The sequence below is a fragment of the Streptomyces sp. NBC_00510 genome (assembly GCA_036013505.1).
Lineage (GTDB): Bacteria > Actinomycetota > Actinomycetes > Streptomycetales > Streptomycetaceae > Actinacidiphila.
Window position 1 is genome coordinate 9,052,371 of record CP107851.1, and the last position, 18,730, is coordinate 9,071,100.

The 18,730-nt window shown below is 73.5% G+C and carries 24 protein-coding genes and 2 pseudogenes; 17 read left to right on the plus strand and 9 right to left on the minus strand.

Annotation, left to right across the window (positions count from 1 at the left end; translation table 11 throughout):
- Nucleotides 1-12: 12 nt before the first annotated feature.
- On the minus strand, nucleotides 13-1,107 hold the full coding sequence (locus tag OG937_41340) for an NAD-dependent epimerase/dehydratase family protein (GenBank protein WUD77702.1): 1,095 nt from the start codon (nucleotides 1,105-1,107) through the stop codon (nucleotides 13-15).
- Between the two features lie 155 nt (nucleotides 1,108-1,262).
- A complete protein-coding gene (locus OG937_41345) occupies nucleotides 1,263-2,429 on the minus strand; it encodes an aminotransferase class I/II-fold pyridoxal phosphate-dependent enzyme (GenBank protein WUD77703.1) in 1,167 nt (388 codons plus the stop codon).
- 148 nt (nucleotides 2,430-2,577) lie between these two features.
- On the opposite strand from OG937_41345, the gene OG937_41350 reads away from it, so the two are divergent.
- Complete coding sequence (locus OG937_41350) at nucleotides 2,578-3,234, plus strand: class I SAM-dependent methyltransferase (GenBank protein WUD77704.1); 657 nt, start codon at nucleotides 2,578-2,580, stop codon at nucleotides 3,232-3,234.
- Nucleotides 3,235-3,570: 336 nt separating this feature from the next.
- Here OG937_41350 and OG937_41355 read toward each other — a convergent pair whose 3' ends face one another.
- A complete protein-coding gene (locus OG937_41355; GenBank protein ID WUD77705.1) occupies nucleotides 3,571-4,326 on the minus strand; it encodes a histone protein in 756 nt (251 codons plus the stop codon).
- Nucleotides 4,327-4,452: 126 nt separating this feature from the next.
- On the opposite strand from OG937_41355, the gene OG937_41360 reads away from it, so the two are divergent.
- Genes OG937_41360 through OG937_41395 form a run of 8 tightly spaced genes read left to right on the plus strand, consistent with a single transcriptional unit; the run spans nucleotide 4,453 to nucleotide 8,192 of the window.
- On the plus strand, nucleotides 4,453-4,815 hold the full coding sequence (locus tag OG937_41360; GenBank protein ID WUD77706.1) for a gas vesicle protein: 363 nt from the start codon (nucleotides 4,453-4,455) through the stop codon (nucleotides 4,813-4,815).
- Nucleotides 4,816-4,844: 29 nt separating this feature from the next.
- A complete protein-coding gene (gene gvpA, locus OG937_41365) occupies nucleotides 4,845-5,324 on the plus strand; it encodes a gas vesicle structural protein GvpA (protein ID WUD77707.1) in 480 nt (159 codons plus the stop codon).
- Between the two features lie 2 nt (nucleotides 5,325-5,326).
- Nucleotides 5,327-6,040: a GvpL/GvpF family gas vesicle protein gene (locus OG937_41370; protein WUD79041.1), complete on the plus strand. Its 714-nt coding sequence runs from the start codon at nucleotides 5,327-5,329 to the stop codon at nucleotides 6,038-6,040.
- A gap of 15 nt (nucleotides 6,041-6,055) precedes the next feature.
- On the plus strand, nucleotides 6,056-6,310 hold the full coding sequence (locus OG937_41375) for a gas vesicle protein GvpG (GenBank protein WUD77708.1): 255 nt from the start codon (nucleotides 6,056-6,058) through the stop codon (nucleotides 6,308-6,310).
- Between the two features lie 14 nt (nucleotides 6,311-6,324).
- Nucleotides 6,325-6,774 carry a gas vesicle protein gene (locus OG937_41380; protein ID WUD77709.1) on the plus strand — a complete coding sequence of 150 codons (450 nt, stop codon included), beginning with the start codon at nucleotides 6,325-6,327 and terminating at the stop codon, nucleotides 6,772-6,774.
- Nucleotides 6,767-7,585, plus strand: coding sequence for a GvpL/GvpF family gas vesicle protein (locus tag OG937_41385; protein ID WUD77710.1), 819 nt, complete (start codon nucleotides 6,767-6,769; stop codon nucleotides 7,583-7,585). Before OG937_41380 ends, OG937_41385 begins: the two co-directional genes overlap by 8 nt.
- The gene (locus tag OG937_41390; protein ID WUD77711.1) at nucleotides 7,582-7,797 is read left to right on the plus strand and encodes a gas vesicle protein; all 216 of its coding nucleotides are present in this window, start codon (nucleotides 7,582-7,584) and stop codon (nucleotides 7,795-7,797) included. Before OG937_41385 ends, OG937_41390 begins: the two co-directional genes overlap by 4 nt.
- Complete coding sequence (locus OG937_41395) at nucleotides 7,794-8,192, plus strand: gas vesicle protein K (protein WUD77712.1); 399 nt, start codon at nucleotides 7,794-7,796, stop codon at nucleotides 8,190-8,192. The genes OG937_41390 and OG937_41395 overlap by 4 nt, the downstream gene beginning before the upstream one ends.
- A 25-nt stretch (nucleotides 8,193-8,217) precedes the next feature.
- Here OG937_41395 and OG937_41400 read toward each other — a convergent pair whose 3' ends face one another.
- Complete coding sequence (locus OG937_41400; protein WUD77713.1) at nucleotides 8,218-8,982, minus strand: DUF2071 domain-containing protein; 765 nt, start codon at nucleotides 8,980-8,982, stop codon at nucleotides 8,218-8,220.
- Between the two features lie 198 nt (nucleotides 8,983-9,180).
- On the opposite strand from OG937_41400, the gene OG937_41405 reads away from it, so the two are divergent.
- From OG937_41405 to OG937_41420, 4 genes are all read left to right on the plus strand, one after another.
- Nucleotides 9,181-9,612: an ATP-binding protein gene (locus OG937_41405; protein WUD77714.1), complete on the plus strand. Its 432-nt coding sequence runs from the start codon at nucleotides 9,181-9,183 to the stop codon at nucleotides 9,610-9,612.
- 172 nt (nucleotides 9,613-9,784) lie between these two features.
- A complete protein-coding gene (locus tag OG937_41410; GenBank protein WUD77715.1) occupies nucleotides 9,785-10,996 on the plus strand; it encodes a serine/threonine-protein phosphatase in 1,212 nt (403 codons plus the stop codon).
- On the plus strand, nucleotides 10,959-11,573 hold the full coding sequence (locus OG937_41415; GenBank protein ID WUD77716.1) for a class I SAM-dependent methyltransferase: 615 nt from the start codon (nucleotides 10,959-10,961) through the stop codon (nucleotides 11,571-11,573). Before OG937_41410 ends, OG937_41415 begins: the two co-directional genes overlap by 38 nt.
- Nucleotides 11,574-11,622: 49 nt before the next feature.
- Nucleotides 11,623-12,219 (plus strand): ferredoxin, encoded by a 597-nt coding sequence (locus OG937_41420; protein WUD77717.1) that lies wholly within the window; start codon nucleotides 11,623-11,625, stop codon nucleotides 12,217-12,219.
- A 126-nt stretch (nucleotides 12,220-12,345) separates the two neighbouring features.
- On the opposite strand, the gene OG937_41425 is transcribed toward OG937_41420, so the two are convergent.
- Nucleotides 12,346-14,151, minus strand: a complete 1,806-nt coding sequence (locus OG937_41425) for a S8 family serine peptidase (GenBank protein ID WUD77718.1) — start codon at nucleotides 14,149-14,151, stop codon at nucleotides 12,346-12,348.
- Between the two features lie 117 nt (nucleotides 14,152-14,268).
- The gene (locus OG937_41430) at nucleotides 14,269-14,838 is read right to left on the minus strand and encodes a hypothetical protein (GenBank protein ID WUD77719.1); all 570 of its coding nucleotides are present in this window, start codon (nucleotides 14,836-14,838) and stop codon (nucleotides 14,269-14,271) included.
- A 143-nt stretch (nucleotides 14,839-14,981) separates the two neighbouring features.
- Here OG937_41430 and OG937_41435 point away from each other — a divergent pair.
- Together OG937_41435 and OG937_41440 are read left to right on the plus strand one after the other, a co-directional pair.
- Nucleotides 14,982-15,482 (plus strand): annotated as a pseudogene (locus OG937_41435) (alpha/beta hydrolase).
- A 216-nt stretch (nucleotides 15,483-15,698) separates the two neighbouring features.
- Nucleotides 15,699-16,145, plus strand: a complete 447-nt coding sequence (locus OG937_41440) for a nitroreductase family deazaflavin-dependent oxidoreductase (GenBank protein ID WUD79042.1) — start codon at nucleotides 15,699-15,701, stop codon at nucleotides 16,143-16,145.
- A 126-nt stretch (nucleotides 16,146-16,271) separates the two neighbouring features.
- On the opposite strand, the gene OG937_41445 is transcribed toward OG937_41440, so the two are convergent.
- Together OG937_41445 and OG937_41450 are read right to left on the minus strand one after the other, a co-directional pair.
- Nucleotides 16,272-16,718, minus strand: a complete 447-nt coding sequence (locus OG937_41445; GenBank protein WUD77720.1) for a helix-turn-helix transcriptional regulator — start codon at nucleotides 16,716-16,718, stop codon at nucleotides 16,272-16,274.
- A gap of 264 nt (nucleotides 16,719-16,982) precedes the next feature.
- A pseudogene (locus OG937_41450) lies at nucleotides 16,983-17,240 on the minus strand (helix-turn-helix domain-containing protein).
- Between the two features lie 370 nt (nucleotides 17,241-17,610).
- Here OG937_41450 and OG937_41455 point away from each other — a divergent pair.
- On the plus strand, nucleotides 17,611-17,733 hold the full coding sequence (locus OG937_41455) for a hypothetical protein (GenBank protein WUD77721.1): 123 nt from the start codon (nucleotides 17,611-17,613) through the stop codon (nucleotides 17,731-17,733).
- A 153-nt stretch (nucleotides 17,734-17,886) separates the two neighbouring features.
- Nucleotides 17,887-18,102 carry a hypothetical protein gene (locus OG937_41460; GenBank protein ID WUD77722.1) on the plus strand — a complete coding sequence of 72 codons (216 nt, stop codon included), beginning with the start codon at nucleotides 17,887-17,889 and terminating at the stop codon, nucleotides 18,100-18,102.
- 6 nt (nucleotides 18,103-18,108) lie between these two features.
- On the opposite strand, the gene OG937_41465 is transcribed toward OG937_41460, so the two are convergent.
- Nucleotides 18,109-18,672, minus strand: coding sequence for a hypothetical protein (locus tag OG937_41465; protein WUD77723.1), 564 nt, complete (start codon nucleotides 18,670-18,672; stop codon nucleotides 18,109-18,111).
- Nucleotides 18,673-18,730: the final 58 nt, after the last annotated feature.

Here is an 18,730-nt window from a genome sequence, read left to right on the forward strand (position 1 = left end):
GGCCACGGACCGTCACGGCCGTGAGCCGACGCCGGTCGCGACCTCATGGAGCCGGCTGCCGGCCCCGCCCGGTGCCAGTGGGGCGGTGGAGGTGTCACCCGCGCCCTCGCGCAGGCCCGCGAGGAACTCCTCGATCGCCTGCGTGGCGGTGTGGCGGGGCTCCCAGCCCAGCTCGCGGCGGGCCCGCGCGGTGTTCATCAGCGGCAGTCTGACGACCGCGTCGAACAGGCCGGGCGACGACGGCACCAGGTGCAGCCGCCAGGCCCCGGCCAGCGCCGCCCGTACCGCGCCCCGCGGCATGCGGACGACCTGCGCCCCGAGCAGCGTGGCGAGTTCACCCGCGTCCAGCGGTGGATCGGCCGCAAGGTTGAAGGCGCCCCGCACGGGACGGTGCAGCGCCGCCCGGTAGGCCTCGGCCGCGTCGTCGGAGTGCAGCGCCTGGAAGCGCAGACCACGCAGGTCCGGGACGACCGGCACCAGGCGGGGCCGTACGAGCCGGTTCGGCAGGAACGGTCCCGCGAACAGCCTGCGTTGCTGAGCGGCGGACTCCCGTTTGAAGATGAAGCCCGGTCGCATCCGCACCACGCGCAGGCGTGGGTTCTCCCGCTCGAAGGTGTCGAGGTAGCGCTCTACGTACGCCTTCTCCCGGGAATACGCGGCCCCCGGCCAGCCGTGCGTGGGCCACGACTCGTCGACCGGGTACCGCTTCGGGCCGGGCGAGTACGCCGCCACCGACGAGGCGTGCACCAGGGCCGGCACACCGGCCGCCGCGGCCGCCTCGAAGACGCGGATGCTGCCCAGGACGTTGGTGCGCCACGTGATCGCGGGGTCGTGGGTGGGCTGCAGCAGCCAGGCCAGGTGCACGACGGCGTCGGCACCGCGGAAGTGCTCCACCAGGCGCGTCCTGTCGTCGCCCAGGTCGGCGTGCACCCACGAGGTACGGGCGGGCTGCCAGTCCTCGGGGATCCTGCGGGCGATGCCGACGATCTCGGTCACCGCCTGGTCCTCGCCGAGAGCCCGCACCAGGCTCGTTCCGACGTTTCCGGTCGCCCCTACGACGACGACGCGCAGGCCGCCGCCGCTCCCGGGCGTGGAGTCGTCCGTCACGTTCCTCGCCTCCCTGGGGCCGCCGGGAGCGCCCGGGCACCGTGCGGTGCCGGACCGCGCCGTCCGGCGTCACGGCGGCCTCGTCCGATGCCTGCCTCGGTCTGTCGGGGCGGCTACCCGGCGAGGGACGTTTCAGGCCTCGGCCGCGGCGGCCGTCAGCCGAGCGCCTTCGCCATCCGGCGCACCGCCTCCGTCAGCACCTCGGGCGTCGTCGCGAGGTTCAGCCGTACGTGCCCGTCGCCGCCCGTGCCGAAGTCCGGCCCCGCGCTGAGGGCGACCCGCCCCCGGGCGAGGAAGGCGGCGGCCGGGTCGTCGCCCAGGCCCAGCTCCCGGCAGTCCAGCCAGGCCAGGTAGGTGCCCGGGGCCGGCCGGTAGCCGACGGACGGCAGGTGCTCGGCCAGCAGCCCGGCGAGCAGCCGCCGGTTGTGCGCGAGGTCGTCCAGGACGGCGTCGAGCCACGGGCCGCCGTCGCGCAGCGCCGCCGTGTGGGCGATGACGCCCAGGTGGCTCGGCCCGTGACCGACCTCCTCCGGCATGCGCGCCAGGTCGTCCGCCGCGGCGGCCCCGGCCAGGGCGAGGGCCGCCTTCAGACCGGCCAGGTTCCACGCCTTCGACGCGGACATCAGCGACAGGCCGCTCTCGCCGCCGGGCACGCTCAGGTACGGCACGAAGGCCGCCTCGGCGGTCACCAGAGGCGCGTGGATCTCGTCCACCACGACCCGCACCCCGTACGACCCGGCCAGCGCCGCCACCGCGGACAGCTCCTCGGCGGTGTGCACCGTGCCGGTCGGATTGTGCGGGCTGCACAGCAGGTAGGCGGCCCGGCCGCCGCCGGCCGTGGACCGGGCGAAGGCCTCCTCCAGCGCCGCGAGGTCCAGCCGCAGGCCGGAGCCGAACGGGGTCTCCACCACGCGGCGGTCCATGTGCGTCACGAACTGGTAGAACGGCGGGTACACCGGGCAGTTGACGATCACCGGGTCCCCGGGGTCCGTGACGAGCTTCAGCATCTCGACGACACCCAGCATCACGTCGGGCACGATGGAGGCGCGCTCCACGGCCAGACCGTCCCAGCCCCACCGCTCACGGGCGAAGTCCGCCAGCGCCTCCGCGTACGCGGTGCCCGCCGGATACCCCGTGTCGCCGACCGCGATCGCCTCCGTGAGCGCGCGGGCCACGGGCCCGGCCAGCGGCACGTCCATCTCCGCCACCCACAGGGGCAGCACATCCTCCGGATGGGTGCGCCACTTCATGCTCGTCCGGCGCCGGAGCTGGTCGAGCGTGAGGCGGCGCAGGGGGTGGTCGTCATTCGGCGCGGTGTCCATGACACCAAACATAGGTGCCGGCCTGCCGCCGGGGCAGAGGACGGGCTGCGGACGAGTTGCCGAACCGGCAAGAAGGCTTGCCCGGCGAGCGCGCGGGGCCGCAAGGTCGGGGCAGGTCCACATCCACGGCACGGAGGAGACGACATCCATGACCGACGGCACCACCAGCGCGACCGGCGCCGCATCCGAGGCGGAGTTCTGGGACGCCCGGTACGCCGGGAGCGACCGTGTCTGGAGCGGAAAGGCCAACAACGTCCTGGTCCGCGAGGTCGGGCGCCTGAAGCCCGGTACGGCGCTCGACCTGGGCTGCGGCGAGGGCGCCGACGCGGTCTGGCTGGCCCGGCAGGGGTGGCGGGTCACCGCCGTCGACATCTCCCGCGTCGCCCTGGAGCGTGCCGCCGCCCACGCGACGGCCGAGGGCATCCCCGACGGCGCCATCGACTGGCAACGGCACGACCTGTCCGAGACGTTCCCCGGGGGAACCTACGACCTGGTCTCCGCGCAGTTCCTGCACTCGCCGAACGACATGCCCCGCGAGCGCATCCTGCGCGCCGCGGCGGCGGCCGTGGCACCCGGCGGAGTGCTGCTCGTCGTCGGGCACTCCGGGTTCCCGGCCTGGCAGACCGAGCCGCACCCTGAGGTGCACTTCCCGACGCCGGAGGAGGTGCTGCGGAGCCTCGAGCTTGCCGAGGAGGAGTGGGACGTGCTGCTGACCGACGAGCACGAGCGCGTCCAGAACGACCCCGACGGACGGCCCACGACGCGTGTGGACAACACCCTGGAAATCCGCCGCCTGGAGCGGTGACACGACGCGCGGCGGGCCGTGCCGACCACGGCCCGCCAGGGCATTGTGGGTGGGGGCGGAGTGACGGGATGTCAGCGGCACGCGCCGTCACGCACCGCTGCAAGTGCTTGAAGTCGAGCCGCAGACCGCGGCCTTGGGCATGCCAGCTGAGGACGATGTGGGTCAGTGCAGAGCGCCGGACGATGCATCAACTCGTTGTCAGCGTCGAGACTTTGTCGCCCGCCGGCCAGGTTCTCCATTCGGGCCCCGACGAAGCCGACGGAGCCGTCAGCAGTCGATCGATCCAGGCCGGCAGTCTGTGCCATACCGGTGTCCTGTGCTGTTACGGCGATAGGGCTACCTCCGCCGTGTGGACGCCTTCTTGGCCGTCGACTTCTTGGCGGCCGTCTTCTTCGCGGCGGACTTCCTCGCAGGTGCTGCAGTCTTCTTCGCCACCCTCTTCCCGGCCGGCGCCGCGGTCTTCTTGGCGGCGGACTTCTTCGCCGGCTGTGCCTTCTTGGCAGGGGTAGGGGTCCTCTTGGCGGGCGCCTTCTTGGCCGCGGTCTTGCGCACCGGTGGCCTGGGGGCCTGGCGCTTGGCCGGGCGACGGCGCCGAGGGGCCTGCTCCTCCGCCTCCGGCTCTTCTTCCTCCTCTTCTTCCTCCTCTTCTTCCTCCTCGGGTTCCTCGTCCTCGAGTTCCTCTTCTTCTTCCTCGGGTTCTTCCTCTTCCTCCTCCTCGTCCTCCGGTCCGTACTCCTCTTCCTCCTCGTCCGGTTCCTCGTCCTCGCGCTTCTCCTTCTTGCTGCCGATGCGGGCCGTACGGTCGTGCAAGGTCCCTGCGAGATCCGCGAGCTTCCGGTCCGCGACAGCGACGACCGCCTTGCGCCCGGCGTCCATCAGTTCTCCGCCCACCTGTTCCTTGAGCTGGGCGACCTGAGGCAGGTCCTTGAGTTTGTGAATACCCTCGGTCACCAACTGTTGCGGATCGAGTCCGGCGCGGCGACCGGCGAGAAAGGTCGCCATTCCGAGGGCGAGCCGCCCCTTCTTGGTGCGACCGAGAACGTAGCCGCCCGCTACCGCGGCAGCCAGAGCGAGCCTGGTCGAGTCCTTCATCACTTGTTCCCTTCGGGAGTTGCGCCCTGCGGGAGGCGACCCGTCGCCGCGCACCTTGTGAGGTGTATATGCTGAAATAGTACGTTTTGTTGTAGGGGTGGCGCCGCTCCAGAGCCGGAGAAGTGGATGGCCGCAAGCGACAAGAGCGACCCCGGAAGGGGCCCGCGCTCCACCCGGAGCGAAGGCACGGCACGGCGTCCGAGCGCCGAGCGGTCCCGGCGGCCCCGCAAACGTTCGGCGGCCTGGGCCATGCGGTCCGCGTCCGAGCAACTCTCCGAACTCCTCGGTCGCAGGCCGGAATCCGTTTCTGCGGTGAAACCGACCGAAGACGGCTGGGAAGCGGACGTCGAGGTGCTGGAACTGGAGCGCGTGCCCCAGACGACCAGTGTGATGGCCACGTACCACGTGACGTTGGACGAGGAAGGAGACCTGGTGGCGTACGAGCGGACACGCCGTTACACGCGGGGGCAGATCGACCGACGCTCCTGACCCGACACAAGGCGCTGAAGGGAGGCGCCATGACCGTGGTGCCGCAGAGCGGGGGCGGCATGTCGAGGGGTGGTGGCGGGGGGAGCCTCTACGACGTCCTGGAGCTCATCCTGGACCGAGGACTCGTCATCGACGTGTTCATCCGCGTGTCCCTGGTGGGCATCGAGATCCTGAAGATCGACGCCCGCATCGTCGTGGCCAGCGTCGACACCTATCTGCGCTTCGCCGAGGCGTGCAACCGTCTCGACCTGGAGTCCGGCCGGAAACAGCCCACCCAGCTCACGGACCTCGTCGGCGAGATCACCGAGAGCGGCGCGAAGGGCAAGTCGAAGGGCGCGCTCTCCGGCGCCGTGGATGCCGTGACCGGCGCCCTGAAGGGCGGCGACGAGGACGAGGAGGAGGACGAGTACGAGGAAGAGCCCGAAGAGGAGGAGGCGGAGTACGAGGAGGAGCCCCGGCAGCCGCGGCGCAGGAGCACCGGGCGGGCTTCCCGGCGGGAGAGGGAATGACCATGGCCGTCTACGTCTACTCCATCACCGCGAAGGACCACCCGTTGCGCCTGGACGGCCTCACGGCCGTCGGCGGATCGGGCCAGGAGTTGCGCACGGTGACGAACGCCGAGCTCTCCGCGGTCGTGAGCGAGGCCCCCGAGGACCTGCGTCCCCGGCGCAGGGACGTGCTCGCCCATCAGGAGGTGCAGGAACGGCTGATGGCCGACGGTGCCGTGCTGCCACTGCGCTTCGGCTTCACGGCACCCGACGATGAGGCTGTGAAGACCGCGCTGGAGGAGCGTGCGGTGGAGTACCGGGAGCAGCTGAAGAACCTGCAGGGCTGCGCCGAGTACCACCTGAAGGTCTCGTGGGACGAGGACTCCCTGCTGCGCCGGGTCCTGGAGGAGAACGACGAGGCACGCCGGCTGAACGAGGAGATCCGCGGCGGAGCCGCTTCCCCCGACGTGCCGCTGATGCTGGGCGAGTTGCTCGCCAACGAGGTGCAGGCCCGCCAGCAGGCCCTCGGGGCGGGGATCGTCGAGGCGCTGCGCCCCTTCGTCCGCGACGACGTGGCCTCCGCGCCGGGCGGACAGGACTTCCTCAGCGTCTCCTTCCTGGTGGACGACAGCAAGGAGGAGATGTTCCTGGCCACGCAACTGAGCCTTGCCAACCAGGTGGGCGAGGAGTGCGACTTCCGGCTGCTCGGACCGCTGCCCCCGTACAGCTTCGTGTGAGAGGGAGTGGCCCCCATGGGACTGTTCACCCAGATCGTCACCCTCCCCCTGGCGCCGGTGCGCGGGGTGGGTTGGGTGGTCGAGCGCGTACTGGAGGCCGCCGAGCAGGAGTACTACGACCCCGAGCCCGTCGAACGCGAACTCGCCGCCCTGGAGAAGGAACTCCTCGCCGGACGGATCGACGAGGAGACCTTCGAGGCCCGCGAGGAGGAACTGCTCGACCGCCTCGACGAGATCGCGGCCTTCCGGCGCGGTGAGCCCGCGCCCTGAGACGAGGTGACGCAGTGACGGATTCCCCGGCGGGCCGGCTCGGCTCGTATCCCACGAGGGCCGGTCCCCAGTCGTACGCCCAGGGGCAGGGGTCCTCGGCCAACCTGGCGGACATCCTCGAGCGGGTCCTGGACAAGGGCATCGTCATCGCCGGCGACATCCAGATCAACCTGCTCGACATCGAACTGCTCACCATCAAGCTGCGGCTGCTGGTGGCCTCCGTCGACAAGGCCAAGGAGATGGGCATCGACTGGTGGGAGCACGATCCGTCGCTGTCCTCCCGTGCCCACGGGGAGAGTTCGCTCGCGCAGGAGAACCGCCGGCTGCGCGAGGAGATCGAGGCGCTGAAGGAAGGGCGGGAGCTGACGGACACGCCGCGGGGCAGCGTGGCCTCCCGCCACCGCACGCGGTCCTCCTCGGCGACGCACCGCCGCGGCGGCGACCCCGGGACGGACGATGGATGACCGGGTCAGCTACGCGTACGCCGTGCTGCGCGGCGGCGGCGTTCCGGAGGGAGTCCTGGACGCGCTGACGGGCGTCGCCGGGGCACCGGTGCGGCTCGTGACGTCCGGTCCGCTGGCCGCGGCCGTCAGCCCGGTGCCCGCCGCGGACTTCCGGGAGGACGCCCTCCGCCGGCACCTGGAGGACCTGGACTGGCTGGAGGCCGTCGCCCGCGCCCACCACACCGTCATCGAGGCGCTCTCGGCGCACACCACGGTGCTGCCCCTGCGGCTGGCCACGGTCTACCTGGACGACGCACGCGTCCTGGCCGTGCTGCGGGACGACGACGCGGCGTTCACGCGGGTCCTGGAGCGGCTCGCAGGACATCTCGAATGGGGGGTCAAGATCTACGTGGAGGCCACGGCGGGGGCTGCGTCCGCGGGGACCGCCGGTACCGCCGGCGCCGGCGAGGACCTCAGCCCCGGCCGCGCCTATCTGCGTGCCCGCCGCGCCCAGCGGCATTCCCGCGACGAGGCCTACCGCGCGGCGGAGGAAGCCGCCGCACGCGTCGGGGCGATCGGCCGCGAACTGGCCACCGGGCACGCCCGGCACCGTGTGCAGCAGGGGCAACTCGCCGCCGACGCGGGGGAGAACGTCCTCAACGACGCCTTCCTCCTCGCGGACGAACGGGCCGAGGCCTTCCGCACCCGCGTCCTCGCCGCCGGCGAAGGACTGCCCGGGGTGCGCGTCGACGTCACCGGCCCCTGGGCCCCGTACTCGTTCGCCGCCCTCCCCGACGCGGACGTGGCGGACGTGGCGGACGCGCCGCCATGACCGCCGCCGACCGGGCCCCCGAACCTCTGGCGGAGCGTCAGGTGGCCCTCGTCGACCTGCTCGACCGCCTCCTGAGCGGCGGCGTCGTCCTCACTGGCGACGTGGTGCTCTCCATCGCCGACATCGACCTCGTCCGCATCTCCCTGCGGGCCCTGATCGTCTCCGTCAGCGAACGCAACCCCTCCCCGTGGGGCCCGGGGCCCGGCCCATGACACCCCCGGCACCCCCCGGCGACGACCACCCCCCGGACCGCCTCGGCGAGGTCGCCGACGCCGCCGCCCGCGCCTTCCGCCTGCTCCCCGCCGTCCCGCGCGACAGCCCGTCCCCCTGCCCCGCGCGCCGCATCAGCACCGACCCCGACACGGTCGAACGCGACCTGATGAAGCTCGTCCTGACCCTCGTCGAACTCCTCCGCCAGCTCATGGAACGCCAGGCACTCCACCGCGTCGACGCGGGCGACCTCACCGAGGAGGAGGAAGAGCGCCTCGGCGCCACCCTGATGATCCTCCACGACCGCATGGAAGGCCTGTGCGTGCAGTACGGCCTGTCCATGTCCGACCTCAACCTCGACCTCGGGCCCCTGGGCACGCTCCTCCCGCCCGACTGAGCCGCGGCCCCGGAGCCGCAAGGCCTCAGGGCGTGGGGATGCCGCCCGGGCGGGAGGGGCGGCCGAAGCGGACGGGGACGCCGGGGGAGTACAGGACGCTGACCGGGGGGCCCACGGGGGCGGGCAGGCCCGCGGCCGTGATCAGGCTCTCGTCGCAGTCGAGCAGTTCGGCGCGGTGGAGCGGCCAGCGGGGGTGGGAGTTCGGCAGGTACAGCTGCCGCTCGAAGAAGGTGTTGTGCAGACCCCAGCGCGCGGTGAGGAAGTGTTCGAGCTCGGTGGGTTCCGCGACGGGCTCGCCGACGCGCACGGTGATGCGCGAGTGCGCCCCGCGCGGGCCCGGCCAGCGGCGCGTGCTGGTGTACGTGAGGGTGTCGCCGTCGCGGCGGATCGCCATCCGCGACCACAGGTACGGCAGGCGGAACGCGGCGCGCGCGACCGCCACCGGTATCAGCCGGGACGCGTCGAGCGACCGGAAGACGACACCGCGCCGCCCGTGGGCGTCCACGGAGTACAGCCGGACGTTCGTCTCGGGGAAGGTGCCCAGGTAGGGGACGCCCGGGAGGCGGAACCAGCCGACGCGGTGCATGCGGAAGGCGACGAGGCCGACGTAGGTGACGCCGTCGAGGGTGTCGGGGACGGTGCCGGCCGGCAGGAGCGGCGCGATGTCGGCGGGGTCGGCCGCCCAGTGGAGGAAGGCCAGGTCGAGCCACGACTGGGTGAGCAGCGGGCCGGCGGCGACGTCGGGCGGGTCCGCGGTGATCGGTTCGGGGGTGGTCTGCGGGGGCGGCACGCGACCAGCATCGCAGACGGGTCACGGGCCTCCGGGAGGCGTTGAGCGACCGCTGTGACACGTGGGGTTCAGGAGGTCACTGCGGGGTACACCCTGTGAGCGGGTGCCGGGGCCCCGCATCCGTTGGGGACGGACCGGGGGCCCTTCCCCATACCGGTGACGCTGCGGAGCAGCCCTTCGGCGTGGGGAGTGATGGACATGACGCACTGGTACGCCACCTCGTCATCGGCCGGCCGTACCGACGTGTACGTGTGCGAGCTGGAGCACCGTGCCGTGGCCGTCGCCGTCGCGCGACGCACCGCGCGCACCGTGCTGACCGGCTGGTCGGTGCCGGAGGAGGCCGTCCACGACGCCGTCCTCGTCGTATCGGAACTGGTGACCAACGCCGTGGAGCACGCGCTGCCCCCGGTCGCCCTGCGCCTGCGCCGCGGCGAGGTCGACGGCACGGCGATCATCCGCGTCGAGGTCACGGACGGCGGGCCCGCGCCGTGGCACGGCGCCTGGGCCGCCGGCCGCGGCCCCGGCGAGCACGGCCGTGGAGCCGCCATCGTCGACAGCCTCGGCATCGGTTCCGGCGTCGGTACCCGCAGCCGTGGCGGCGGGCGCTGGGCGGATCTGCTGGCCGCCTGAGCCCGCGGGAAGTGCCCGTGGGTCTCCCGCCCACGCCTCCGGACGTCGGATGATGGATTCTCGTACGAGAATTTTGTCCGGAAGAAAACGAAAAGCCCGTATGTTGAGATCGCGTAGAGCGAGGGCTTGTCGTGGTCGCACCCGGCCCGGGTGCGGGAAGGGAGGCACCCGCATGGAGCTCGGGTCCCGTCTCTCGGCGATGCAGGATCCCATCGGATCGGGTTGCAGGGTCTTCCTCGCCGTGATGGTCGCGATCATCACGGCGGTGCCGGTCGCCGACCACTTCGTCCCCAAGGACATCCACCTCGCCCATGTGCTGGTCATCCCGGTCGCGCTGGCCTCCGCGTTCGCCGGAGCCGTACGCGGCGCCCTGACGGGGCTCGCGGCGGTGCTCGCACTCGTCGCCGCGGGCGCCGAGCGGCACACGCTCCTCACCGAGAACGTCCTCGTCCAGCTCGGTTCCCTGGTGCTGCTCTCCTTGCTGCTCGTCCTCATCAGCGCCCTGCGCGAGCGCCGCAGACGTGAGCTCGCCGAGCTGCGCGAGGTGTCCCAGGCGACCCAGGGCGTGGTGCTGCGGCCGCTGCCGCGCCAAGCCGGGCCGGTGTCCATCGCCACGGCGTACCGCAGCGCCGGCGACGGCGACCGCATCGGCGGCGACCTGTACGCCGTCGCCCGCACGGCGCGGGCCACCCGCCTGCTCATCGGCGACGTGCGGGGCAAGGGACTGGGTTCCATCGGCGACACCGAGACCGTCCTCGGGGCGTTCCGCGCCTCCGCGCACCGGCAGGCGCCCTTGGCGGAGCTGATGGAGTTGCTGGAGGGCAGCGTCCGCTGGGAGCTGACCCAGGCGTGGGACGAGCCGAGCGAAACCGACGTCGGGGAGCGCTTCGTCACCGCCGCCGTCGTCGAGATCCCCGACGACGAGCCGTACGTGCACGTGGTCAGCTGCGGCCACCTGCCGCCGATCCTCCTCCACGACGGAACCGTCACCACCCTCGACGTCCCCGAACCGGCGCCCCCGCTGGGCCTCGGCGGACTGACCGGGAGCGGCTACGCTCCCACCACCTTCACCTTCGCCCCCGGCGACCGGCTGCTGCTCTACACCGACGGTGTGACCGAGGCCCGGAACGGCGACGGGGAGTTCTACCCGCTCATCAGCCGGGTCGCGGAGTGGGGCGACCGGGGCCCCGACCAGCTCGTACGGGAGATGACCGAGGACCTGCTGGCCCACGTCTCCGCCCCGCTGCAGGACGACATGGCCGTCGTCGCGATCGTGCGCGACGCCCTGGGAGGACCGCCACCGCATGCACGGGCCCACGCCGGAGTCGACACGGCAGCGGACGCCGATGAGTCAGGCGTTCGACCTGCTGGCCGCGGACTATGACGACGACCATCACGACGCTGTCGCCGCGGCCCTGATCGAGCTGGTGGACCCCACGCCGGTGGACCGGCGGGTGGCCGACGTGGCCTGCGGCACCGGGGCGGTGGCCCTGACGCTCGCCCGCTCCCGTTCGTCCGCCGACCCCGCGGTGCTGGCCGTGGACGTCTCCGCGGCCATGATCGCCGCGGGCCGGGCGCGCGCCGAGCGCCAGGCTGCTCCCGGGGCGATCGACTGGCGGGTCGCGGACGCCGTGCCGCTGCCCTGCGCCGACCGTGCGCTCGACCTGGTCCTGTGCGCGTCGTCCCTGCACTTCCTCGGTGGGCGGGCCCTCGCCGACTGGCGGCGCGCCCTGCGGCCCGGTGGCCGTGTCGGGTACAGCCTCCCCCTCGCGTCCGGCTTCCGGGCCTCCGGCCGCTTCGCGTCGCTCGTCGCACGCGACCTGCCGCTCCCGGTGACGGCACGGGACGCCGCGGACCTGGCGGTCGCCTCGGGCCTGCACGCGCCGGTCGCCCGCGTCGTCCGGATCGGCGACCGCTCCGTCGTGCTGATCGTCGCCCGCACCCCCGGTGCGGCGCTCTGACCGTCCGCCCGCGATACTCGCTGCCGTCGACGGACGGGGAGGAGACGCCGTGCACGCCCACTGGGATCCGCTGCCCACGGCCCGGCGCCTGCTGGCCGCCGAGGAGCCGGGCCGGGAGGTCTTCACCGGCGCCTGGGCCGACCGCAACTGGCGCAACGTCCCCGGCCCCTTCTACGGCGCGGCCACCGACTCGATGGCGACCGGCCGGCTCGACGCCCCGCGCCACATCGCCTACGACGACGACCTGGGGGGTGGCTTCGGGACGGAGTTCGTCTTCCGCCAGCCGGTGAACGAGGCCGAGACGGAGGCCCTCGTCGCGGCCGCCCGCCTGGAGCTGTACAGCGGATACGGCTGGGACGGCGACGAGCACTGGACCCCCGACCTCGTCCGCGCCTGGTGGCGCGACCGGGGCCGGGTCCGTGAGTGGGCGGTGGCGATCGCGGCCGACTGGGGCGCCGACGCGCATCCCGAGTGGGGCGACAACGCCGCGCTCAGGTACCGGCCGCACTATCAGGACGCCGTTCGCGGCCACCGTGACTTCGTCGCCTACCTCGACGACGGTCTGGAGACCTATCTGCGCGGCTACGTCCTCTGGCTCGACCTCCGCCGTCCCCGCCGTCGCTGGGAGGCCCTGCCGCGGCTGTGAGCCCGCCCCGACGCCACGTACGGCGCGTGGACGAGCAGCGGAACGATGCGCACGCGCCGGCGGGGCGTTAGCGGGCGGTGGCCCGGGAGACGGGACCGGACCACCGCCCGGTGTGCGGGGCGCGCCTCAGTTGGGGGAGGGCGAGCCCGTCGCCAGGGGGTCGGCGGACGCGTCGAACGTCGCCGCCGTCGAGGCGGCGAGACCGAGCGCGGTCGGGGCGTCGGGCAGCCCGGCGCCGACGCGGAGCGGTTCGGTGACGGGCAGCGGCCGGCTGGCACCGCGGAGCAGGGCCATCAGCTGGTCCGTGCGGGCGGCGCCGCGGGGGTGCGGCGCCGCCCGCAGCTGCTCGTGGTGGGCGAGCAGCAACGCGGCCAGTCCGGTGAGATGGGCCGCCGCGATGGCGGTGCCCTCGGCGACCGTGTAGGTGGCGCCGAGCGCCGTGGTGACGATCGCGGTTCCGGGCGCGGTGAGGTCGACGCCGGGCCCGGTGGGCGTGAAGGGCGCCGGGTACGGACCGGGCCACGGAGGCTGGGTGGCGGCCGCCGGGCTGTCCGGCGGGTAGGTGCCGGTGTGCGCGAGGGCGCCCGCGGCCAGCACGGTGGGCAGGGCGGCGAGCGGGCTGAGCGCACCTGAGGTGTCGCCCGCCGGGGCGATGACGGCGATGCCCGCCGCGTGCGCGTCCATCAGCTTCCACGCCGCCAGCTGCGAGGGCTGGTCGTAGGTGACGTTGATCTGCGCGACGTCGATGTCGTGGGAGATGCAGTGGTCCACCGCGCGCAGCAGGTCGGCGACGCGGCCGCCGGGGAACAGTTTGAGGGCGTGCACCGTGGCGTCCGCCGCGATGCCGGTGACCCCGGTGCGGTTGTCGGCGGCGGCCACGATCCCGGCGCAGCGGGTGCCGTGCCCGGTCGCGTCCGTCCGCCAGCCCGCGTCGTCGGCGGCGGGGGTGAAGTCGGCGCCGGAGCGGACGGTGTCCTTCAGGTCCGGGTGCGAGGTGTCGACGCCGGAGTCCAGCAGGGCCACGGAGACGCCGTGGCCGCGGTAGGTCGGGGGGATCTCGTGCAGGCGCATCGCCTGCCAGCCCCAGCCGGTGAGCGGCCGGTCCGGGAAGCCCTCGAAGGTCTCCGCCAGGGAGCGGACCACCACCTCCACCTCGGCGCCGGACAGGGTGTCGTCGTCCGGGAAGGGGCGGCCGGTGCGCACCGGCCAGTGGTCGCCCGCCGGGCGCACGTACAGGGACCGGAGGGTCGCAGGGGTGTCCGCCGGCAGGACGAGCTGCGCCCGGCCGTCGGCGCCGGTGACGGCGTACGCCGTCGCGCCGGTGCCCGTCGCCCACACCTGCGCGTCGGGTACGCCCTGACCGCGACTCGTCACGCGCACCGTGATGCGCGGCGGCTCCTGGAGGGTGACCTCCATCGCCGGGTCCACGGCCCAGGCGGCCGGCCGCCCCGCGGGGGCCGGCGCGTAGGCGAGCGGCTGGTCGGCCTCGACCACCACCTGGGGGTTGGCGGCCAGCGCCCGCGCACGTTCGTGGGGCATCGTCACCACGGCCACCGGGGGGCACACCGGGTGGGGTTCGGCGATCGCCTCCAGGCCGCGGGAGCGGGAGGGGTGCACCTGGGCGACCACCTCCACCTCCGGATCCTCCTCGAGCAGCGTGAACAGCGCCGAGGCCTCGACGGGCGGCACGCCCGCGGTCAGCCAGGGGGCCGGCCGGGGCGCCACCAGGTACCGGCCCCAGCCCGCGCGGCCCGGGTGCCCGGCGTGCGTCCCCGCCATCCCCATGTAGTGCTCGGGGCCCTGTTTCGTCCCGCCCGGTCCCGTGACCGGTCCGTTCGCCCCGCCGGCTTCCGATCCGGCACCGGGCTTGCGGCCGCCCTTGGCGCCGCCGTGTCCCTTCGCCATGCCGCCGTTGCCCTGCTGCTCACTCATCACGCTTCCGCCTTCACCGATCACCTTGCGTTGGACCACACCGCGCCGCTGCCGCGGCCGGACGGCCCGGTCGGCCGGGGCAGCCGCAGGGGCCGCCCCGGCCGACCGGGAGACCGCTCAGATGCCGAGCGGCATCTGACCGACGTGCTGCCCGTACGGCGACTGCCCGTACGGGGACTGGCCGTTCTGGAACTGACCGTTCTGGAACTGGCCCGGGAACTGGCCGTACTGGCTGAACTGCTGGCCGAACTGCTGGCCGTACTGGCCGAACGGGGACTGGCCCTGGGCGATCTGGCTCAGCGCGCTGTGCACGACCGGCGCGATGCGGCGGGCGCACTCGGTGAGCACGCTGCTCCAGGCGTGCGGGGGGATCTGGCCCTGCGCCTGGATGCCCATCATGATCTGCGGGTCGATGCGCACCTGCTCGACCACGGCGTTGACCGCGGTGGCCGCACAGCGCAGCGACAGCTCGGTCACCAGCAGCGGCAGCTGCTGCTGGCCCTGCCCGATTCCGGGCTGGCCGAAGTGCTGCTGCCCGTAGCCCTGCAGACCCATGAACGGCTGGCCGATGCCCTGCTGTCCGTAGCCCTGCTGGCCTGCCCACGGCTGCGACTGCTGCTGACCGGACTGCTGCCAGTGCGGCTGCTGCAGCTGCTGACCGTACTGCTGGGGGGTGTAGACCGACATCAAGCTCCTCCTTGAGCTGTGACGGGAAAGGGATGAGACGGCGGCTCCGTGGAGGGGGCTCCCAGAACCGGTCCGCCGCCATGCGCAGCAAATCACCACCGGACGAAAAGCGCTTCTCGTGACATACCGCCACCAGAGGGTGCATGGCAGCCGAGCTGCACCGACCTCTTCGCGGCCGCCTCACCCGGACGGCCCACGCCGGAGGAGCGCCGCGGCGGGAAGACCCTCCCCATGGGCATCTGATCGAGGTCGGCGCGGTCGCCCTCCACCGCGAGCGCCGCGGCCAGGGGCTGCCCCTCGTGTGCATCTCCGGGGCGGGCGGCGACTCGGGTGTGTGGGCCAGGACGGCCGAGACGCTCGCCGACGAGTTCACCGTCGTCTCCTACGACCGCAGGGGGAACCCGCGCAGTCCGCGTCCGCCGCGACGGACCTCGATGTCCATCGGCGAGCAGGCCGACGACGCCGCCGGGCCGCTCCGCGGCCTCGGCGACCCCGCGGCGGCCGCCCCGGGGTCCGGGAGCGGGGCGGTGATCCTGCTCAACCTCGCGCTGCGCCACCCGGAGACGGTGCGGGCGGCCATCGTCCACGAGCCCCCGTTCCTGTCGGTGAGCTCGGATCCCGGCAAGGTGCGCGCCCGGTTCGGCCGGGCCTTCGAACGGGGGGTCTGGCGGCGACCGTCGACTTCCCCGGCGCGCACGCCCCCTACCTCACGCACCAGGTCGAACTCGCGCACTCCCTGCGGCCGTTGCTGCGCGACGCGGCCGGGTGAGCACGCGCACGCGGTGGGGTGTGCGTCGCAACGAGGCGGCGGGCGAGGGAGGATGGGACGGGACAGCACCACCGAGACCGAGGAGGAGCCCGTGCCATTGGAGGGCGAGTACGAACCGAGCCCGCAGACGTGGGCGCGCGAGCAGGTCGAGCGGTACGAGAGTTCCGGGGGCACCGAGGGGACCACGATGCGGGACCTGCCCGTGGTCATCCTGACGACCCGCGGCGCGAAGAGCGGGAAGATCCGCAAGACGCCCCTGATGCGGGTGGAGCACGGCGGACGGTACGCCGTGGTCGCCTCGCTGGGCGGCGCCCCCAAGAACCCGGTCTGGTACCACAACGTGGTCTCCGACCCCCGGGTCGAGCTCCAGGACGGCCTCCGGCGCCAGGACATGACGGCGCGTGAGGTGTCCGGAGAGGAGAAGGCCCTGTGGTGGGACCGGGCCGTCGAGGCCTTCCCCGACTACGCGGACTACCAGAAGAAGACCGAGCGCGAGATCCCGGTCTTCGTCCTGGAGCCGGCGGCCCGACCCCACTGAGCGCGGCGCGGGGGCCATGCGCACCGGGCGCGGCCCGGTGCGCATGAACGGCACCATCGCGGACAGACGTGCGGTGCGGGTGCCGGACCGCGTTTCCCCCGTCGCGGTCCGGCACCCCGCGGGTCGTCAGGGCGCCGGCGTCCGCAACTCGACGTCGTCGGGCCCGAGCGGCCGGCCGTCGGCGTCGTGCATCCCCAGCGGGGCCACCGGGCGACCGGTCGCCCGGTCCACGACGGTGGTCCGCTCCTCCCCGGGCTCGAAGAGGTTGGCCTCGCCCCACTGGCGCAGGGCGAGCAGCACGAGCCGCAGGCCCTTGCCCTCCTCGGTGAGTTCGTACTCCCGGTACGGACTCCCGTCCGAGGCGGGCACCGTGCGCAGCACCCCGTGCTCCACCAGCTTGGTGAGACGGCTGCTCAGGATGTTCTTGGCGCAGCCCAGGCCGCGGTGGAAGTCGTTGAACCGGCGCACCCCGTTGAGCGCGTCCCTGACGATCAGCAGCGACCACCAGTCGCCGACGACGCCCAGGGTCCGCGCGACCGGGCACGGTCCGTCACTGAAGTCCTTCTTCTGCATCGCCCTCTCCCGGTTTCGACTTTAAACCGAGAGGTCGGGCGGGGCAAACGCCGCACCGGGGGGACGGGCTACGCGGGCCGTGCCGGGACGTAGAAGCCGGTCGTGGCGGTGACCGCGGCGGCCACGGTTCCTGCCGGTCACCGGCGATCTGCGGCTCGGCGGCCGGTGCCGGCTGCAGGGCAACGCCGGCGGGGAGTGCAGGCGTCCCACACGTCCTCGACCGGGGCGTCGTACGTACGGCGCAGCGGCACCGTGCGCGCCTCCTCACCGGAGACCTCCCGGCTGCCGGTCGAGCGGTGGACGGCGTTGATCTCGTGGCTGCTCCCGGAAGCCGCGGAAGCGCTCCAGCCATGCGTCGACCTCACGCAGCGGCGCGGCCTGGACGGCGTAGAGCCTCCGGGTCCCCTCCGCCCGCACGACGGCGAAGCCGTTCTCCCGCGGGACCCTCAGGTGCTGGGACACGGCGGGCCGTGAGATGCCGAACTCCCCGCTGATGACCTCGGTGATCGCACCGGACGGCTCGCTTGATTGCCGGTCTGGCCGCTTGTGAGGGACATCTCCGTTTCCGCCCCGCGGCCCCCCTGAGCAGCCACGACGCACCCTGACGCGTGACTCACCCCATGGGAGGAGGGACAAGCCGGGCATAGGGGTGGCTTCAGGGACGTTCCCTGACGCGGGCAGCAGTGCCCACGGCGTAGGACTGGAAGGGTCCGCCCACCACGGGCCGCGTTTCCGAAGGAGTGATGACCATGCGCCGCATCCGCGTCCAGCGACCGAAGAAGCCGGCGCCGTCGCGCCCTCCGATCGACCTGCGGACACCGTCCGGAAAGCCCCTCCCGTACTGACACCCACCCCCGACGCACACCGTGCACGTCCAGAAGGGTCGCCCGAGATGAGCGACACGTCCTACCGGCCGGGGAGCACCGTCCCGGCCTTCCGCCCGGTCTTCGCCTACGTGGTGAGACGGCTGCGCTACCTCGCCGAGGGCTTCCGCCGCGTGGCCCTGGCCGGGTGACGGCGCCGGCGGATACCGCCGCGCCCCCGGTGCCCGGGGGCGCGGTGGGCCGCTGCCGGGTCCCCCGGACGGCCCACGCGGAGCGCTGTTGCGCGTCGGCGCCGACCGGGTGACCCTTGACGTGATTCGGGTGCACCGGGACGCGAGGTGGCCATGGTCGAGCCAGCGGTGACGATCCGGCAGGACGGCGACGGTTACGTGGTCACCTGTCCGGGAACCGACGCGGTCGGGCGCGGGCCGACGGAGACCCAGGCGTGGACCGACTTCTGGGCCGCCCTGCACGCCGACTGGAAACCCCCGGAGGAACTCAGGGCGGGCCCCGGCGAGGACCACGTCAGAGGCCTGCGGGTGCTGCGGCTCTTCCGCTGACGCCGGTCAGCGTGCCCGGCCGGACCACACCGGCTCGACGCGTGCCCACTCCCGCTTCCACGCCCTCAGCCGCCCGCGCAGCACGAGTGCGCCCACGGCATGGTGCACGCCCCAGGCCACGGCCGACCACAGCAGGAAGCACGTGACGCCCAGCACCAGGCCCGCGCCCCGCGCTCCGGCCGTACTGCGGGGTTCCGGCGCTGGCGAGCCCCGGTCGTCCACCCAGATCCGCACCGGCTCGCCCGCCTCGACGGGCCGCCCCACCGGGACCCGTCCGGTGTGCGAACGGCCGTGCGGGTACTCCCAGCCGGCGCTCACCGGCGGTAACGACCGCATGCCGTGCTCATGGAAGACCGGCCCCGTCGAGGTCAGCGCGGTGCCCTCCACGAGGTGCCGGTGGCCCCGTTCGGCCAGGGCCTGCGCGCGCTCCGCCCGGTGCACGGCGAACCCCGCGCAGGCCGAGACGAGTACGGCGAGCACCATCAGCGCGGAGGCGGCCAGCCGCGGAAGGGTGTGCGCGCACGGGCGGCACCGGGACGGCAGCACGGCAGGACAGGTGCAGAGCAACATGGGACCCCCCTCGGACGAGGCGCGCGGCCCGGCCTCGACCGGACTGCCGACATGCTGC

Excerpts from the sequence above, each read along its gene's own strand:
- OG937_41345 (WUD77703.1), bottom strand. The coding sequence starts at position 2,429 with ATGGACACCGCGCCGAATGACGACCACCCCCTGCGCCGCCTCACGCTC.
- OG937_41350 (WUD77704.1), top strand. The coding sequence starts at position 2,578 with ATGACCGACGGCACCACCAGCGCGACCGGCGCCGCATCCGAGGCGGAG.
- OG937_41355 (WUD77705.1), bottom strand. The coding sequence starts at position 4,326 with ATGAAGGACTCGACCAGGCTCGCTCTGGCTGCCGCGGTAGCGGGCGGC.
- OG937_41360 (WUD77706.1), top strand. The coding sequence starts at position 4,453 with ATGGCCGCAAGCGACAAGAGCGACCCCGGAAGGGGCCCGCGCTCCACC.
- gvpA (WUD77707.1), top strand. The coding sequence starts at position 4,845 with ATGACCGTGGTGCCGCAGAGCGGGGGCGGCATGTCGAGGGGTGGTGGC.
- OG937_41370 (WUD79041.1), top strand. The coding sequence starts at position 5,327 with ATGGCCGTCTACGTCTACTCCATCACCGCGAAGGACCACCCGTTGCGC.
- OG937_41375 (WUD77708.1), top strand. The coding sequence starts at position 6,056 with ATGGGACTGTTCACCCAGATCGTCACCCTCCCCCTGGCGCCGGTGCGC.
- OG937_41385 (WUD77710.1), top strand. The coding sequence starts at position 6,767 with ATGGATGACCGGGTCAGCTACGCGTACGCCGTGCTGCGCGGCGGCGGC.
- OG937_41390 (WUD77711.1), top strand. The coding sequence starts at position 7,582 with ATGACCGCCGCCGACCGGGCCCCCGAACCTCTGGCGGAGCGTCAGGTG.
- OG937_41395 (WUD77712.1), top strand. The coding sequence starts at position 7,794 with ATGACACCCCCGGCACCCCCCGGCGACGACCACCCCCCGGACCGCCTC.
- OG937_41405 (WUD77714.1), top strand. The coding sequence starts at position 9,181 with ATGACGCACTGGTACGCCACCTCGTCATCGGCCGGCCGTACCGACGTG.
- OG937_41410 (WUD77715.1), top strand. The coding sequence starts at position 9,785 with ATGGAGCTCGGGTCCCGTCTCTCGGCGATGCAGGATCCCATCGGATCG.
- OG937_41415 (WUD77716.1), top strand. The coding sequence starts at position 10,959 with ATGAGTCAGGCGTTCGACCTGCTGGCCGCGGACTATGACGACGACCAT.
- OG937_41425 (WUD77718.1), bottom strand. The coding sequence starts at position 14,151 with ATGAGTGAGCAGCAGGGCAACGGCGGCATGGCGAAGGGACACGGCGGC.
- OG937_41430 (WUD77719.1), bottom strand. The coding sequence starts at position 14,838 with ATGTCGGTCTACACCCCCCAGCAGTACGGTCAGCAGCTGCAGCAGCCG.
- OG937_41445 (WUD77720.1), bottom strand. The coding sequence starts at position 16,718 with ATGCAGAAGAAGGACTTCAGTGACGGACCGTGCCCGGTCGCGCGGACC.
- OG937_41455 (WUD77721.1), top strand. The coding sequence starts at position 17,611 with ATGAGCGACACGTCCTACCGGCCGGGGAGCACCGTCCCGGCCTTCCGC.
- OG937_41460 (WUD77722.1), top strand. The coding sequence starts at position 17,887 with ATGGTCGAGCCAGCGGTGACGATCCGGCAGGACGGCGACGGTTACGTG.
- OG937_41465 (WUD77723.1), bottom strand. The coding sequence starts at position 18,672 with ATGTTGCTCTGCACCTGTCCTGCCGTGCTGCCGTCCCGGTGCCGCCCG.